The 15,779-nt window shown below is 73.8% G+C and carries 16 protein-coding genes, 1 tRNA gene and 1 riboswitch; of the genes, 7 read left to right on the top strand and 10 right to left on the bottom strand.

Annotated features, from left to right (window positions below):
- Positions 1-41: 41 nt before the first annotated feature.
- The 7 genes from Q6347_RS04285 to Q6347_RS04255 all read right to left on the bottom strand — a co-directional run bounded on the left by Q6347_RS04285 (position 42) and on the right by Q6347_RS04255 (position 4,104).
- Positions 42-539 (bottom strand): hypothetical protein, encoded by a 498-nt coding sequence (locus Q6347_RS04285; RefSeq protein ID WP_171246421.1) that lies wholly within the window; start codon positions 537-539, stop codon positions 42-44.
- Positions 530-1,138, bottom strand: a complete 609-nt coding sequence (locus Q6347_RS04280; protein ID WP_246246411.1) for an RNA polymerase sigma factor — start codon at positions 1,136-1,138, stop codon at positions 530-532. Before Q6347_RS04280 ends, Q6347_RS04285 begins: the two co-directional genes overlap by 10 nt.
- Positions 1,139-1,389: 251 nt before the next feature.
- Positions 1,390-2,097 carry a 50S ribosomal protein L1 gene (gene rplA, locus Q6347_RS04275; RefSeq protein ID WP_171246423.1) on the bottom strand — a complete coding sequence of 236 codons (708 nt, stop codon included), beginning with the start codon at positions 2,095-2,097 and terminating at the stop codon, positions 1,390-1,392.
- Positions 2,098-2,250: 153 nt separating this feature from the next.
- Positions 2,251-2,682, bottom strand: coding sequence for a 50S ribosomal protein L11 (gene rplK, locus Q6347_RS04270; RefSeq protein WP_304602523.1), 432 nt, complete (start codon positions 2,680-2,682; stop codon positions 2,251-2,253).
- A gap of 97 nt (positions 2,683-2,779) precedes the next feature.
- Positions 2,780-3,577: a transcription termination/antitermination protein NusG gene (gene nusG, locus Q6347_RS04265; protein ID WP_171246425.1), complete on the bottom strand. Its 798-nt coding sequence runs from the start codon at positions 3,575-3,577 to the stop codon at positions 2,780-2,782.
- Between the two features lie 61 nt (positions 3,578-3,638).
- Positions 3,639-3,887 (bottom strand): preprotein translocase subunit SecE, encoded by a 249-nt coding sequence (secE, locus tag Q6347_RS04260; RefSeq protein ID WP_216077399.1) that lies wholly within the window; start codon positions 3,885-3,887, stop codon positions 3,639-3,641.
- Between the two features lie 141 nt (positions 3,888-4,028).
- Positions 4,029-4,104: transfer RNA gene (locus tag Q6347_RS04255), tRNA-Trp, on the bottom strand.
- 187 nt (positions 4,105-4,291) lie between these two features.
- Between Q6347_RS04255 and Q6347_RS04250 the strand changes: the two genes are divergently transcribed.
- The 6 genes from Q6347_RS04250 to Q6347_RS04225 all read left to right on the top strand — a co-directional run bounded on the left by Q6347_RS04250 (position 4,292) and on the right by Q6347_RS04225 (position 10,095).
- Positions 4,292-5,197: an ABC transporter ATP-binding protein gene (locus tag Q6347_RS04250; RefSeq protein ID WP_304606768.1), complete on the top strand. Its 906-nt coding sequence runs from the start codon at positions 4,292-4,294 to the stop codon at positions 5,195-5,197.
- Entirely contained in the window at positions 5,194-6,045 is an 852-nt protein-coding gene (locus tag Q6347_RS04245; protein WP_304602526.1) for an ABC transporter permease, read from the top strand. Before Q6347_RS04250 ends, Q6347_RS04245 begins: the two co-directional genes overlap by 4 nt.
- Positions 6,032-7,276 carry a sensor histidine kinase gene (locus Q6347_RS04240; protein ID WP_304606767.1) on the top strand — a complete coding sequence of 415 codons (1,245 nt, stop codon included), beginning with the start codon at positions 6,032-6,034 and terminating at the stop codon, positions 7,274-7,276. The genes Q6347_RS04245 and Q6347_RS04240 overlap by 14 nt, the downstream gene beginning before the upstream one ends.
- Positions 7,273-7,899: a response regulator transcription factor gene (locus Q6347_RS04235; protein ID WP_304606766.1), complete on the top strand. Its 627-nt coding sequence runs from the start codon at positions 7,273-7,275 to the stop codon at positions 7,897-7,899. Before Q6347_RS04240 ends, Q6347_RS04235 begins: the two co-directional genes overlap by 4 nt.
- A 20-nt stretch (positions 7,900-7,919) precedes the next feature.
- On the top strand, positions 7,920-8,936 hold the full coding sequence (locus Q6347_RS04230) for an adenosine deaminase (protein WP_171246427.1): 1,017 nt from the start codon (positions 7,920-7,922) through the stop codon (positions 8,934-8,936).
- 142 nt (positions 8,937-9,078) lie between these two features.
- A complete protein-coding gene (locus Q6347_RS04225) occupies positions 9,079-10,095 on the top strand; it encodes a L,D-transpeptidase family protein (RefSeq protein WP_304606765.1) in 1,017 nt (338 codons plus the stop codon).
- A gap of 19 nt (positions 10,096-10,114) precedes the next feature.
- On the opposite strand, the gene Q6347_RS04220 is transcribed toward Q6347_RS04225, so the two are convergent.
- Positions 10,115-11,329 carry a UDP-N-acetylmuramate dehydrogenase gene (locus Q6347_RS04220; RefSeq protein WP_369810802.1) on the bottom strand — a complete coding sequence of 405 codons (1,215 nt, stop codon included), beginning with the start codon at positions 11,327-11,329 and terminating at the stop codon, positions 10,115-10,117.
- Complete coding sequence (locus Q6347_RS04215; protein ID WP_304606764.1) at positions 11,326-12,594, bottom strand: MFS transporter; 1,269 nt, start codon at positions 12,592-12,594, stop codon at positions 11,326-11,328. Before Q6347_RS04215 ends, Q6347_RS04220 begins: the two co-directional genes overlap by 4 nt.
- A 97-nt stretch (positions 12,595-12,691) precedes the next feature.
- Here Q6347_RS04215 and Q6347_RS04210 point away from each other — a divergent pair, with 97 nt between their 5' ends.
- On the top strand, positions 12,692-13,774 hold the full coding sequence (locus Q6347_RS04210; protein WP_304602531.1) for a LacI family DNA-binding transcriptional regulator: 1,083 nt from the start codon (positions 12,692-12,694) through the stop codon (positions 13,772-13,774).
- A gap of 15 nt (positions 13,775-13,789) precedes the next feature.
- Here Q6347_RS04210 and thiC read toward each other — a convergent pair whose 3' ends face one another.
- Positions 13,790-15,538 (bottom strand): phosphomethylpyrimidine synthase ThiC, encoded by a 1,749-nt coding sequence (gene thiC / locus Q6347_RS04205; protein ID WP_304606763.1) that lies wholly within the window; start codon positions 15,536-15,538, stop codon positions 13,790-13,792.
- Positions 15,534-15,640: riboswitch (TPP riboswitch) on the bottom strand. (Overlaps the previous gene by 5 nt.)
- Between the last annotated feature and the right edge of the window lie 139 nt (positions 15,641-15,779).

Raw genomic sequence — 15,779 nt, 5'->3', positions numbered from 1 at the left:
ACGGCGGCGCGCGTCGGTGCGCGCCGGGAGCTGGATGCAGGTCAGAGCTCGATCACCGGTGTCGTCACCGGCGTCTCGCCCTGGTGGACGAGGAGGCTCGCAGGCCCGCGCGGGACGTCGTCGAGGACGAACCGGCCGTCCGCGTCGGACAGCGTGGCGCGGGTGCCGTCGGGCCGGCGCAGCTCGACCTGCAGGACCTCGGCCGGGGCCATCCAGCCGTCGACACGCACGGTCCCGGCAGCCGAACCTACGGAGAGCGCGATCATCACCGTGAGGCGTTCGTGCGTGAAGGTGATCGTGCGGGTCTCCACCGGCGCCTCGCTGCGGACCGAGCCGACGGGGGCCTCGACGACCTGCAGCTCCATGACCTCGGTCTCGAGCCCGGCCAGCGTCATGGCGAAGAGAGCCCGCTCGGCCAGCCCGTCCGGGACGGGGTCGAGGCGGTCGTCCAGCTCCGCGACACGCGCGAGCAGGGCGGCGTCGGACGCGTCCAGCGGTGCGTCGGCACCCGGCACGTCGTCGAACTCGGTCATGTCCATGAGGTCTCCCCTCGTTCGGTCAGGACGGTGCGCAGCTTGGCCAGGCACCGCCCCCGGGTGGCGCCGATGCTCCCGACCGGCATCCCGATCGCGGCGGAGATGGCCTTGTAGTCGGGGCGGTCGGCGAGCGACACGAGGCGCAGCAGCTCCTGGCACCGTGCCGGCAGCTCACGCAGCGCGTCCCACAGGGTCCGGTCACGCTCGTTGCGCAGCAGCTCCGCCTCCGGACCCGGCGCGGCGTCCGGCAGCGTCGTCGTGGTCTCGGCGTCGTCGTCGGGCAGTCCCGTGCGACGCATGTCGTCGGTCCGGTGCTTGCGCACCGACTCCCACGCGGCACGGCGCGCGGTGACGAGGAGCCACTTCAGCGTCGCCTGCGGCTCGCTGATCGAGTCCGCGTGACGCACGAGCGCCGCCCACGTCTGCTGCACCACGTCGTCGGCGGTCTCCCGGGGCACGCCCTGCGAGCGGACGGTGCGCCAGAGGATCGGCGTCGCCTCACGGACGAAGTCGGTCAGGGCGTCGGACCGGCCCTCGCGGTACTCGACCAGCGCCTCGGCGGCGCGGTCCCCCAGGCTGGAGGTCTCGGCAGGACGCGTCATGTCTCCTCGCGGTGTAGGCGTGGTGCTGTCCGGCTCCGGCGGACACCACGAGCCTAGGGCGGCCTCCTGCCGCCCGCGGTCGCCGGTGTCGTGACCCATCCGATTTCACCCCCGCTCGGCGTTCGTCATCAGCAGGGAGGTGGCGTCGAGCCTGGTGATACATCCCGGTCGGAGAAAAGTCCGCCCTGCACGACGAAGGGCCCGGCACCCTCACGAGGAGGATGCCGGGCCCTTCGGACGGTGACCGAGGATCAGGCCTCGGTGAGCTTCGTCGTCTTGGACGGGTCGAGCGGGATGCCCGGACCGAACGTCGTCGACAGCGTCGCCTTGGAGATGTAGCGGCCCTTCGAGGCCGACGGCTTCAGACGCAGGATCTCGTCCAGCGCGGCGCTGTAGTTCTCCACGAGCGCGGTGTCGTCGAAGGAGGCCTTGCCGATGATGAAGTGCAGGTTCGCGTGCTTGTCGACGCGGAACTCGATCTTGCCGCCCTTGATGTCGGACACGGCCTTGGTGACGTCCATGGTCACGGTGCCGGTCTTGGGGTTCGGCATGAGACCACGCGGGCCCAGGACCTTGCCGAGACGACCGACCTTGCCCATGAGGTCGGGGGTCGCGACGGCCGCGTCGAAGTCGGTGTAGCCACCGGCGACCTTGGCGATGAGCTCGTCGCCGCCGACCTCGTCGGCGCCGGCCGCAACGGCCTCCTCGGCCTTGGCCGCGTTCGCGAACACGATCACGCGGGCGGTCTTACCGGTCCCGTGCGGCAGGTTCACGGTGCCGCGGACCAGCTGGTCCGCCTTGCGGGGGTCGACACCCAGCCGCAGGACGACCTCGACGGTCGCGTCCGCGTTCTTCGAGGCGGTCTCCTTGGCGAGCTTCACGGCCTCGAGCGGCGTGTACAGGTTGTCGCGGTCGATCTTCGCCGCGGCGGCGCGGTACGCCTTGCTGCGCTGTGCCATCTGCGTTCTCCTTGCTGCAGTCGTGGTCGTCGGGTCGGCGCGGACCCTCCCACGTGCCCGACGGCGGTCGTCGGGTCTTCGTCGTCCGTCCGGCCCCGCAGGGGGCCGGACGGTGCGTCGCTCGGCGGCTCGTGCGGCCGCCGAGCGACTCCGTCACTCCGCGACGGTGATGCCCATGGAGCGGGCGGTGCCGGCGATGATCTTCTTCGCGGCCTCGATGTCGTTCGCGTTGATGTCCGGCATCTTGGTCTCGGCGATCTCGCGGACCTGGTCCTGCGTGAGCTGGGCGACCTTGGCGCTGTGCGGGGTCGACGAACCCTTGGCCACGCCGGCGGCCTTCTTGATGAGCTCCGCGGCGGGCGGCGTCTTCGTGATGAAGGTGAAGGAGCGGTCCTCGTAGACCGTGATCTCCACCGGCACGACGTTGCCGCGCTGCGACTCGGTCGCCGCGTTGTAGGCCTTGCAGAACTCCATGATGTTCACGCCGTGCTGACCCAGCGCGGGGCCGATCGGCGGGGCCGGGTTCGCGGCCCCGGCCTGGATCTGGAGCTTGATGAGGCCGGCGACCTTCTTCTTGGGAGGCATGGTGCATCTACTTTCTGATCGTGGGCCGACGCCGTGGGCGATGACCCGGTTGCAGGGGTTGCCGCTCGGGCGGCGCACCGGAGGACCGGTGCGTCGGTCAGAGCTTGGCGACCTGGTTGAACGACAGCTCGACCGGGGTCTCCCGGCCGAAGATGGAGACGAGGACCTTGAGCTTCTGGGCCTCGGCGTTGATCTCGGAGATCGTCGCGGGCAGCGTGTCGAACGGGCCGTCCGTGACGGTGACCGACTCGCCGACCTCGAAGTCGACCTCGATGGCGGGCTGGGCGGCCGCCCCACCGCTCTTCGCGGCGGCCGCGGCGGGCTTCGCCGGCGCCTCCTCGAGCATCGTGGGGGCGAGCATCCCGAAGACCTCGTCGATGGACAGCGGGACGGGCTGGTGGGTGTGGCCCACGAAGCCGGTCACGCCGGGCGTGTGGCGCACGGCGCCCCACGACTCGTCGGTGAGGTCCATCCGCACCAGGACGTACCCGGGGATCCGCACGCGACGGACGGACTTCTTCTGCCCGTTCTTGATCTCGGTCACGTCCTCCATGGGGACCTCGACCTGGAAGATGTAGTCCTCCATGTTCAGGCTCTGGGTGCGGTTCTCCAGGTTGACCTTCACACGGTTCTCGTAACCGGCGTACGAGTGGATGACGTACCAGTCGCCGAGCTGCCCGCGCAGCGTGCGGCGCAGCTCCTCGGCCGGGTCCTCGACCTCGTCGGCGCTCGCGTCGTCCGTGCCCTCCTCGGGCTCCGACGTCTCGGTCGCGCCGTCCTCGGCCGGCTCGGTGGTGTCCGCGTCCGCGGGCACGTCGAGGTCAGCCTCGGCGCCGTCGGCGTCGGGCTGGGTGGGGTCGACGTTCTCCGTCTGCTCCAGAGGATCCTGGGACACGAACGAACCTGCTTTCTGGCTTCGGATGGGGTGGTGCGGTCCGGGGCCGGGTGGGGCCGGCTCAGCCGTCCCCGAAGAGCCAGAAGGCTCCGAGACCGAGGACGTAGTCGAGCGCGGTCACGAACAGCATCGCGATCGTGACGAACACGATGACGACGATGGTGTAGTTGATCAGCTCCGAACGGGTCGGGGTGACGACCTTCCGGAGCTCACCGACCACCTGGCGGACGAAAAGAGCGATCCGGGCGAAGACGTTGCGACGCTCCTTGCCCGAACCGGCGTCGTGGGTCCTGCTGGCCTCAGCCGGCAACTCGCTCACTTCGACCTACCCCGTTTCGCGATCACACCGCAGCCACGCCGCCTGCCGACGACGCACCCACGGCACAGACTCCTGGCGTTCCGGGTCACGCGTGCACGTGGCCCCGCTGCGCGGCCCCGCGGGGGATCACGCTGGCAGGGTAGACAGGACTCGAACCTGCAACCTGCGGTTTTGGAGACCGCTGCGCTACCAATTGCGCCACTACCCTTCGTGCTCGACGACACCTGGTCGGCACCCGCGAGGGCGCGATCCAGCATGGTGATCGTCAACCACCGAGGGACTACTGTACGCGACGCGAGAGGCTGGGTCGAACCACGCCCGTCCACCGATCGGTGGACGCACCGGTCCGCCGACCGGTCGTCCCGCGTCGGGACGTCCGCCAGCAGCCTGGACGGATGACGAGCACCGCATCCTCGACCAGCGCCCGCCGGGCGTCGGAGCCCTCGGCCGGCCTCGCCGTCCTCGCCACCGGTCTGCGCAAACGGTACGGCACGCGACAGGCCCTGGCCGGGGTCGACCTGCACGTCGACCGGGGCGAGCTCGTCGCCCTGCTCGGCCCCAACGGTTCGGGCAAGACCACGACGATCGAGATCCTCGAAGGGTTCCGCACCCCCGACTCCGGGACGGTCCGGGTGCTCGGCGAGGACCCCGCGACGGCCGGACGCCGATGGCGGTCGCGGCTCGGCGTGGTCGGGCAGGACTCGGACGACCGGGCCGAGGTGACGGTCTCGGAGGCCGTACGGGACACCGCACGCTGCTACCCCGACCCGGTCGACCCCGACGGGGTGATCGACGCCGTGGGCCTGCGTCAGCAGGCCGACGTCAGGGTGCGGCGCCTGTCCGGCGGGCAACGGCGGCGGCTCGACGTCGCCCGCGGGATCGTGGGACGGCCCGAGCTGCTGTTCTTCGACGAGCCGACCACGGGGTGGGACCTCCGGGCACGACACGACTTCCGGGATCTGTGCAGGCGGCTGCGTGCCGCCGGGACCACGATCCTGCTGACCACCCACGACCTGCACGAGGCCGCCGCCCTGGCCGACCGGGTCGTCGTGATGCTCGGCGGGCGGGTCCTCGCGGAGGGGACTCCGGACACGCTGGGCGGCCAGGACGCCAGGACCCCCGTGGTGGGGTGGACGGTCGACGGCGTCGAGCACGGGCGCCGGACACCCGCCCCGACCGCCCTCGTGTCCCGGCTCGCCGCGGCCGTCGGTCACGGCGGGGAGATCCCGGACCTGTGCGTCACGCGTCCCGGCCTCGAGGACGTCTACCTGGCGCTCGTCGGGCCGGAGGACGTCCGATGACCACGACCGGACGGACCGTCGGCAAGCAACCGGTGCCGCCCCTGCCCGGGACCGCACGGCTGGCGCTGGTCCGCGGCGCCGTCGAGCTCCGCCAGTTCTGGCGAGAGCGCGACGCCGTGGTCTTCGTCTTCGCCTACCCCGTGGCGATGCTCGCCGTCTTCTGCACGGTGTTCGAGGGGACGGAGCAGGGCGACAGAGGCGTCGCGGTCGACTACGCGCAGTACTTCCTGCCCGGGATGATCGCCACCGGGATCATGCTGACGAGCTTCCAGGCGCTGGCGACGTCGATCGCCGTCGAGCGTGACGACGGAACGTTGCGCCGGCTCCGCGGAACCCCTCTCCCCGCGGCGTCGTACCTCGGCGGCAAGGTGGTGCTGACCCTGGTGACGTCGACCCTCCAGACCACCCTGCTGCTGGGCGTGGCAGCCGTCGTCCACGACGTGGCGATGCCGTCCGAGGTCTCGCGCTGGGCGACGTTCGCGGTGGTCTACGTGCTGGGGGCGGCGACCGGTGCCGCGTGCGGCGTCGCCTTCGCGTCCCTGCCGCGGTCGGGCCGGTCCGCGAGCACCGTGGTGATACCGGTCGCGGTCGTGCTGCAGCTCGTCTCGGGGGTCTTCCTGCCGTTCTTCGCCCTGCCGGGCTGGATCCAGGCGCTCGCGTCGGTGTTCCCCCTCAAGTGGCTGGCACAGGGCATGCGGGCGGTCTTCCTACCGGACGCCGCAGCCGCGTGGGAGACCGGAGGAAGCTGGCAGGTCGGGACGGTCGCTGCTGTACTGAGCGCATGGCTGGTCCTGTCGGTGGCGGTCGCGGTGCGCACGTTCCGGTGGCGACGCCGTGACGACGGCTGACCCGGCGTCCGGCCGGTCCCTCGAGGGCGCGCGGGTCGCACCCCCGGAGGAGGTCGACGACTGGGAACGCCAGGTGGTCTGGTGGGACGCCGTCTTCGTCGCGCTCGTCGTCCTGACCGCCGTCGCGCTGCCGCTCGGCGGCCAGTCGGGACGTCAGCTGTGGGTGGCCTACGCCGCCATGGCGGTCGTTCTCGTCGCCTACGCGGCCCTCGGGGCGCCGGCCGCCCGCTCGGGCGACCGGGGCCGGTCCGTCGCCTACGTCGTGGTGCTGATCGTCGCCACCACGGTGGCCGTGTCCCAGGGCGGTCTGGCGACGTTCCTGCTCCTCGGGGCGTTCGCCCAGCTCTGGTTGTTCCTCCAGACCCGCCGCGAGGCGGTCCTCGCCTCCGCGGTGCTGACGGTGGCGGCGACCGCCGCCCTCGCCTCCGTGGACGGGTTCTCGGCGGGGAGCCTGCGCTCCGCGGCACCGCAGATGGCGATCGCCCTCGGCTTCGCCCTCGCGCTGGGGCTGTGGACCGCGACGTGGATGCGGCGCTCCGAGGAGCGCGCCCGCCTCCTGCGCACGCTGCGGGCGACGCAGGACGAGCTCGCGCGCACCCATCACGCCGCGGGTGTCACCGCGGAACGGGAACGCGTGGCCCGCGAGATCCACGACACGCTCGCCCAGGGGTTCATCAGCGTCGTGACGCAGGCACAGGCCGCCGCAGCCGCGCTCGACCGGGGCGAGGTGGCCGCGGCGCACCGGCGGCTCACCGTCGTGGAGACCACCGCGCGCGACAACCTCGCCGAGGCGCGTGGGCTGGTGGCGGCCTTCTCCCCCGCCCCGCTGCAGGAGGGTTCCCTGGACGAGGCGCTGCGACGTGTGGCCGACCGGTTCGTGGCGGAGACGGGCACGGCCGCACGCGTCGACGTCGGCGACCGGTCCGACGGCGGTGCGGGAGCGAGCCCCACGGCGGACGTCGTGCTGCTGCGGGCCGCCCAGGAGGCGCTCGCGAACGTGCGTCGGCACGCGGGGGCGACCGCCGTGACCCTCCGGCTGTCCCGCCGTGCGGACGGCGTCGAGCTCGAGGTCTGCGACGACGGCCGCGGGCTGCCGGAGCCGGTCGTCGAGGGGTTCGGGCTGGCCGGCATGCGCGAGCGTGCGGCCGCCGCGGGCGGGAGCCTCGAGCTCGGGACCGGCGCCGCCGGCGGGGCGCGCGTGCTGGTCCGGCTCCCCGGGAGTACGGCGTGACCGGGGTCCGGGTGGTCGTCGCCGACGACCACCCGGTGGTGCGCTCGGGGATCCTCGGCATGCTGGCCGGGGTGCCGGGCCTCGAGGTGGTCGGAGAGGCCGCCGACGGCGAGCGGGCCGTCGCGCTCGCCCGGGACCTGTCCCCCGACGTCGTCCTGATGGACCTGCGGATGCCGGTGCTCGACGGCGTCGGCGCCACCGCGCAGATCGCGGGGCCGGGGCCCGGGCGCCCTCGGGTCGTGGTGCTCACCACCTACGACACCGACGGCGACATCCTGCGGGCCGTCGAGGCCGGGGCGACCGGCTACCTCCTCAAGGACGCCACCCGCGCCGAGCTGGTCGCCGGCGTACGAGCCGCCGCACGCGGGGAGACCGTCCTGGCGCCGTCGGTGGCGACCCGGCTGGTGTCCTCCGTGCGCATCGCCGGGGAGCGGCCGACCCCCCGCGAGGCCGAGGTGCTGCGGCTCGTGGAGCGCGGGGCGTCGAACGCCGCGGTCGGCCGCGAGCTGTTCATCGCCGAGGCGACCGTCAAGACGCACCTGCTGCGGGCCTTCGCCAAGCTGGGGGTCGACGACCGCACGGCGGCCGTCACCGTGGCACGGCAGCGCGGCTGGCTCGGCTGAGGGGTGCCACACTGTGCAGGGTGCGTGACCTGGCAGACCTCCCCAAGGCCCACCTGCACCTGCACTTCACCGGATCGCTGCGGGTGTCCTCCCTGCGCGACCTCTCGGCCGCCTACGGCGTCCGGCTGCCGTCGGCGCTGACCGACGGGGTCGCGCTGCGTGTCCCGGCGACGGAACGCGGATGGTTCCGGTTCCAGCGCCTGTACGACGCCGCCCGCCACTGCGTGCGGTCCGAGGCCGACATGCGCCGTCTCGTCGACGAGGCCGCCGCCGACGACGCCGCGGAGGGTTCCGGACGCCTGGAGCTGCAGGTCGACCCGACCTCCTACGCGCCCTTCGTGGGCGGCATCACCCCGGCGGTGGAGATCGTCCTGGACGAGGCCAGGGCCGCGAGCGCCCGGCACGGGCTGGAGGTCGCCGTCGTCGTGGCGACCTCCCGGATGAAGCACCCGCTGGACGCCCGGACCCTCGCGCGGCTCGCCGCCCGGTACGCCGGCGAGGGCCCCGGGGAGGTGGTCGGCTTCGGGCTGAGCAACGACGAGCGCCGCGGCGACACCGGCGACTTCGCCCGGGCGTTCGCCATCGCCCGGCGCGCGGGGCTCGCCTCGGTGCCGCACGGCGGCGAGCTGCTCGGTCCGGCGCACGTGCGCGAGGTCGTGGGGGCCCTGGCACCGGACCGTCTCGGGCACGGCGTGCGGTCCATCGAGGACCCGGCGCTCCTGGGCTCGCTCGTGGAGTCGGGGGTGGCCCTGGAGGTCTGCCCGGCGTCCAACGTGTCCCTCGGCGTGTACGAGCACGACGAGGACGTACCCCTGCGCCAGCTCGTGGACGCGGGAGCGCAGGTGGCGCTCGGCGCCGACGACCCGCTGCTGTTCGGATCCCGCCTGCTGGACCAGTACGAGACCGCCCGCACCGTGCACGGGTTCTCCGACCCCGAGCTGGCCGAGCTCGCCCGGTCCTCGATCCGGGCCTCCCGCGCGACGGAGGGCACCAAGAAGCGTCTGCTGGACGGCGTGGACGACTGGCTGACCACCTGAGACGCCCGTCCGCAGGTCACGGGACGGTGTCGATCGGGTGCCGGTCGGTCGCGTCGGCTCGCCGCCCCGCACCGGACGGTGCACGGTAGGAGTCCACGGCCGGTCCCCCACCACTGGCCGCCGGACCGGGAGAGGTGGCGGCATGGTCTCGACGCACGCGGTGCGACGTCGCCGGGGCGCCGTGGCGACGGCGGTCGCCGTGATGCTGCTCCTGCCCGGGTGCGCGACGCTGTCCGAGCTCACGGCGGCGGACCAGCAGCCGGCCTCCTCCCCGTCGGCCGGGGTGCTGCCGTCGCCGATCGACCCCGGACCGTCGCAGCGGCCGGCCGGGTCCGCGCAGGAGGCGGCCCTCCCGACGCCGCCGCCGGACCCGACGCCCTCCGCCCCGCCGCCCCCGACGAGCCCGGCACCGTCCGCACCCGCTCCCTCCGCCACGCCGGAGCAGGAGGTGCCGGACGCGGAGCAGGACGAGCAGCAGGGGACGCCGAAGGAGGAGAAGAAGAAGGAACCCGCGGTCGAGGAGACCCGGGAGACCGAGGAACCGCCCGCGCCGGAGCCGCAGTACCTGGAGGTCGGCTCCAGCGGCCCCGCCGTGCGCGACCTGCAGGAGCGCCTCGTCGAGCTCGGGTACTTCCTCCCGGCCGTCGACGGGGAGTTCGGCCCCCAGACCCAGCAGGCCGTCTGGGCGCTGCAGAAGGCCGGCGGACTGTCACGCGACGCCGTGGTCGGCCCGCGGACGCGGGCGGCGCTCGCCGACGGTGTCCGCCCGGCCCCGGTGTCCTCCGCGGGCAAGGTCGTCGAGATCGACCTGGACCGCCAGCTGCTGCTGGCCGTGCAGGACGGCAAGGTGGTGCGCACGTTCAACGCCTCGTCCGGCAACGGGGAGACGTTCGAGGCGAAGGGGCGCTCGTACCGGGCGCGCACCCCCACCGGCACGTACGCCGTCTACATGGAGCGCGACTACCTGCACGAGTCCACGCTCGAGCTCGGGGCGATGTACCGGCCGAAGTACTTCACCGGGGGCATCGCCGTGCACGGTTCACCCTCGATCCCGCCGTGGCCGGCCTCGCACGGGTGCATCCGGGTGTCGAACTCGGCGATGAACTGGCTGTGGGACGCGTGGGGCGTCCCGCGGGGCACGACCGTCGTCGTGCACTGACCCCCGCGTCCGCAGGAGGTCAGAGGGCGAGGCCGACCAGGACCGGTTCCGGCTCCAGCTCGATCCCGAACTCGTCGCGCACGCCGTCACGCACGGCGCGGGCGAGGGACACGACGTCCTGCGCCGTCGCGCCCCCACGGTTGGTCAGCGCCAGCGTGTGCCGCGTCGACAGCCGCGCCGGGGAGTGCTCGCCGGCCAGCCCGAAGCCCTTGGTGAACCCGGCGTGCTCGATCAGCCACGCCGCCGAGGTCTTGACCCAGCGCGGGTCGATCTCGTCGGCGGCCGTGCCGGGCGTCACGGTGCGCACGGGGAAGCGCGGGGCGTCGGCGGGGAGGTCCTCGGCCGCCGACGCGGGCACGATCGGGTTGGTGAAGAACGACCCGGCCGACCAGCGGTCGTGGTCCGGCGTCGGGGCGCCGCCCACGCCGTCGAGCAGCATGCCCTTGCCGGCGCGCAGCTCGAGGACCGCCTCGCGCACCGCGGTCGACGGCGCGCGCTGCCCGACCTCGACGCCCAGCCGCTTCGCCAGCTCGGCGTACCCGATCGGGGCCGAGAGCGATCCGAGGCGCATCTGCAGCCGGACGTCGAGGACGACGTACCGCGGCGTCGGGTACCAGAGGTCCTCGCCCGGGGCGCGTTCGCCCCGCATGGTGCGCTTGAGCAGGCTCGTGCGGTAGCCGAAGCCCAGCTCGCTGAGGGTCAGGGTGCGCCGCTCTCCCGCGGCGCGGTCCCAGACCCGCACCGCCGCCACGACCCCGGAGACCTCCTGCCCGTAGGCGCCGATGTTCTGCACGGGTGCGGCGCCCAGGGTCCCGGGGATCCCGGACAGCGCCTCGACGCCCACCCACTCGTTGGCGACGGCCTGGGCGACGAAGGTGTCCCAGTCCTGCCCGGCCGGGAGGGTCAGCGTCGCTCCGCCGCACGCGCCCTCGTCGACGTCGCAGGAGGCCGACAGGTCCGCGTCCAGCCCCTGGCGGACGTCCCGCACGACGACACCGTCGAACCCCTCGTCCGAGACGAGCAGGTTGGACCCCCCGCCGACGACGAGCAGCGGCGCCTCGGCCTCGTCGGCCGTCCGGACCGCGTCGATGAGCTCGGCCTCGCTGGTGACCTCGACGTACCGGTCCACGGGCCCGCCGACGCGCAGCGTCGTGAGGTCGGACAGGTTGGGGGCGGCGTCCGGGCCGAGGGCGGTGGGGGTCGCGCCGCCAGGGCGCGCGGCGGTCTGGCTCACGGGTCCAGCGTAGACGCGCGCTCGGGGGGTCGTGCCGCACCGGCCGCGAACAGGCCGACCACGACCGGCACCGCCAGCACCAGCAGCGCGAGCCGGTAGCCCGTGTAGTGGGCGAGGAAGCCGATGAGCGCGGGGCCGACGAAGAAGGCGGCGTAGCCGATCGTCGCGACCACCGAGACGCGCAGCGCCGCCCGCGAGGGCTCGTCGGCCGCCGCGGACATGCCCATCGGGAACCCGAGCCCGGTGCCGACGCCCCACAGGAACACGCCGGCGAGCGCGAGCGGCAGGGACGGCAGCAGGGCGAAGAGCGAGACCCCGGCCAGCGCCGCGAGACCGCCGCCGCGCAGCACCGCCACGCGTCCGAAGCGGTCGATGATCTGGGTGCCCACCAGCCGGGTGACGGTCATGGCGACGAGGAACACCGCCAGCGCCAGCGCCCCGACGCCTCCGCCGGTGTCGAACCCGTCGACGGTCGCCAGGCTGACCCAGTCGTTGGCGGCACCCTCGGTGAGGGCCGCCGCGAGCACGACGAGCCCGATGAGCAGGGTGCGCGGCTCGCGCCAGGTCGCCAGGGTGTCCCGGACGGAGTGCCCGCGGGCCGGCTCGACGGCGGTGGCGGGGTCGGCCGCGGCGTCCAGGCCGCCGGGGTCCGTCCCGTCGGCCCCGGGGTCACGGGCCGGCAGGAAGGCACGCACGCACAGCGCCACGGCGACGGCCTGCAGCACGACGACGGTGACCAGGTGCGCGGTGAGGGGGACCCGCGCCCAGGCCGCGAGCGCCCCGGCGCCCGCGCCGGCCACCGTGCCGAAGGAGAAGGCGGCGTGGAACCGGGGCATGATCGCCTTGCCGAGGCGTTGCTCGACGACGGCGCCCTCGAGGTTCATCGCGGCGTCCCACACGCCCATGCCCGTGCCGGCGACGAACAGTCCGACCCGGACCAGCCAGGGCAGCCCCGCGTCGATGGCGAGGGTGGCGAGGGTGAAGCCGACGGCCGACAGCACCGCGAAGCCCAGGACGGTCCGCGCGGCGCCGAGCCGCGAGGTGATCATCCCGGACAGCGGCAGGGCGCAGATCGACCCGAGCGAGGCCGTGAGCAGCAGGACGCCCATCTGGGCCTCGGAGAAGTCGAGCCCGTCACGGACGGCGGGGATGCGCGAGGCCCAGGTGGCCATACCGAACCCGGCGGCCACGAAGACCCCGTAGACCGCCACGACGGCGGCACGGAGCGGGCGCGGGGCGACACCGGTGGGGACGGAGGTGCTCACCTCTCGACGATCCCCGATGGCACCGGCGCGGTCAAATCGATTCGACATGCGCTCACGGGTAGGCTGGCGCCACTCGTCGGGCCGCAGGAGGAGAGGCATGGGCCGCCGCACACCGAGCAACAGACCGACGCTCGCCCGCGTCGCCGAACGCGCCGGCGTCTCCGTCTCCACCGCCTCCCTCGCCTTCTCCGGGTCGGGGCCGATCACCCCGGAGACCCGGGACAAGGTCTTCGCCGCGGCCACCGACCTCGGCTACACCGGCCCGAACCCCCTGGGCCGCCAGCTGCGCCGCGGGCGGTCCGGCATCATCGGCGTCGTCATCGGCGACCACCCGCGCCGCGCGTTCCGCGACCCGGTCGCGGTCCAGGTGCTCGACGGCCTGGTCGACGCCCTCGGCACCGAGAAGCTCGGCGTCCTGCTCATCCCCGGCGTCGACGGGGGCGAGGACGCCGTCGACCCGTTGATCGAGACCGCGGCGATGGACGTCGCCGTGCTCGTGTGGGGCGTGCTGACCAAGGACCCGACCCTGGCCGCCCTGCAACGCCGCGACGTGCCCGTCGTCGTCGGGGAGGGACGAGCCGTCGAGGGGGCTCCCCTCGTCGCGCTCGAGGACCGGGCCGGCGCCGCCGAAGCGGTGCGCCACCTGGTCGAGCTGGGACACACGCGGATCGCCGAGATCTCCCTGCCGTTCGGGCGCGGGGAACGCTCGGGTCCGGTCGACGCCGACCGGATCGGCCGGGCCGACCGGACCCCGACCGTGCACCGCATGGCCGGGATCCGGGACGTCGTCGAACCCGTCATCACCTGGGAGACGCCGGCCTCCCTGGTGGAGCACGGGCGGGACGCGGCCACCGAGATCCTCGGCACCTGGGTGCCGGCCTCGGAGCGGCCGACCGCGATCGTCGCCCACTCCGACCTGCTGGCCGCGGGTGCCGTCATCGCGGCCCGCGAGCTCGGCCTGCGCATCCCCGAGGACGTCTCCGTCGCCGGGTTCGACGGCCTCGACCTGCCGTGGCTGTCCCCCGACGTGCTGACCAGCGTCCACCAGCCGCTGCGCGAGAAGGGCACCCGGCTCGGCCAGGCCGCGATCGGCCTCCTCGCCGGGGAGGAGCCGACGTCGGTCTCCCTGCCGGTCGGGCTCGTGCCCGGCACGACGACCGGCCCGGCACCCGTCGGCTAGCGCCCCCGCCGCCGGCTAGCGCGGCGGCATCACCGGCGTCGGCAGGTAGACCTCTCCCCCGGCCGCCCGGAACTCGGCCGACTTCGCGGCCATCCCCGCCTCGGCGGCCGCGACCCGCTCCTGCTGCGCGGCGGCGTCGCCGAACTCGTCGCGGATGTCCTGCGAGATCCGCATCGAGCAGAACTTCGGGCCGCACATGGAGCAGAAGTGCGCCGTCTTGGCGGCCTCGGCCGGCAGCGTCTCGTCGTGGTAGGACTCGGCCAGCTCGGGGTCGAGCGACAGGTTGAACTGGTCCCGCCAGCGGAACTCGAACCGCGCCTTGCTCAGGGCGTCGTCACGCGCCGTCGCGCCGGGGTGCCCCTTGGCGACGTCGGCGGCGTGCGCGGCGATCTTGTAGGTGACCACGCCGGTGCGCACGTCGTCCCGGTTCGGCAGGCCGAGGTGCTCCTTGGGCGTGACGTAGCAGAGCATCGCCGTGCCGTAGCGCGCGATCTCCGTCGCGCCGATGGCCGAGGTGATGTGGTCGTAGCCCGGCGCGATGTCGGTGACCAGGGGGCCGAGCGTGTAGAACGGGGCGCCGTCGCACAGCTCCTGCTGCCGCTCGACGTTCTCGCGCACGAGGTGCAGCGGCACGTGCCCCGGCCCCTCGACCATCACCTGCACGTCGTGCTCCCACGCGCGCCTGGTCAGCTCGGCCAGGGTGTCGAGCTCGGCGAACTGGGCGGCGTCGTTCGCGTCCGCGATCGACCCGGGCCGCAGCCCGTCGCCGAGGGAGAACGCGACGTCGTACGCCGCGAAGATCTCGCACAGCTCGTCGAACCGCGTGTACAGGAAGTTCTCCTGATGGTGGGCCAGGCACCAGCCGGCCATGATCGACCCGCCGCGGGAGACGATGCCGGTCACCCGCTGCGCGGTCAGCGGCACGTACCGCAGCAGCACGCCCGCGTGCACCGTCATGTAGTCGACACCCTGCTCGCACTGCTCGACGACGGTGTCGCGGTAGACCTCCCAGGTCAGCCGCGAGGCGTCGCCGTCGACCTTCTCCAGGGCCTGGTAGATCGGCACCGTGCCGATGGGCACCGGGGCGTTGCGCAGCAGCCACTCCCGGGTCGTGTGGATGTCGTCGCCGGTGGACAGGTCCATCACCGTGTCGGCGCCCCACTTCGTGGCCCACTGCAGCTTCTCCACCTCCTCCGCGATCGAGGAGTGCACGGCGGAGTTGCCGATGTTGGCGTTGACCTTCACGGTGAACGCCTTGCCGATGATCATCGGCTCGGACTCGGGGTGGTTGACGTTGTTCGGGATGATCGCCCGCCCGGCGGCCACCTCCGAACGCACGAGCTCGACGTCGACCCCTTCGCGGATCGCGACGAAGCGCATCTCGGGGGTGATCTCGCCGCGGCGGGCGTACGCCATCTGGGTGATCCGGGCGCCGCCGGCGCTGCGGCGGGGCCGGCGGCGGGCACCCTGCCACTCGGCCGAGGCGGCCCCGCGGCGGGTGGCGCCGCGGCCGTCGTCGGCGAGGTCCCGGTCACGGCCGGTGTACTCCTCGGTGTCGCCGCGCTCGACGATCCACGCCGTGCGCAGCGCGGGGATGCCCCGGGTCGGGTCCCCGCCCGGGCCGTCCGTGCGGTAGACCCGCACCGGGGGGTTCGCCGACCCGTCGGGCGAGTCGGCCAGGGTGATCTCGGTGACCGGGACGGCGATCCCGGACTGGGGGTCGCGCTCGACGGCGAGCGCGCGTGACGGTGCGTCGTTCTGCATGTGTGCTCCTGCTTCCTACGCCGGCATGACCCGGTCAGGTTCGACGGTCCGGACGGCGACAGTCCGATCTCAGCCCTTGCCAGGGCTCCCGTGGGATCACGAGCAACGTAGCACGTCAGCGGTGTGCACTGCTGTGGGCATGGAATCGGGGGGGCGCCCCACCCGGGGGGGGCCCGCGGGACCAGCCCCCCCCGACCGGGGGGGGGGGGGGGGGGGGGGGGGCGCCCCCCCCCCCCCCCCC

Source organism: Isoptericola sp. b408 (assembly GCF_030588085.1).
Lineage (GTDB): Bacteria > Actinomycetota > Actinomycetes > Actinomycetales > Cellulomonadaceae > Isoptericola > Isoptericola sediminis.
This window is presented reverse-complemented; position numbering and strand designations above follow the sequence as displayed.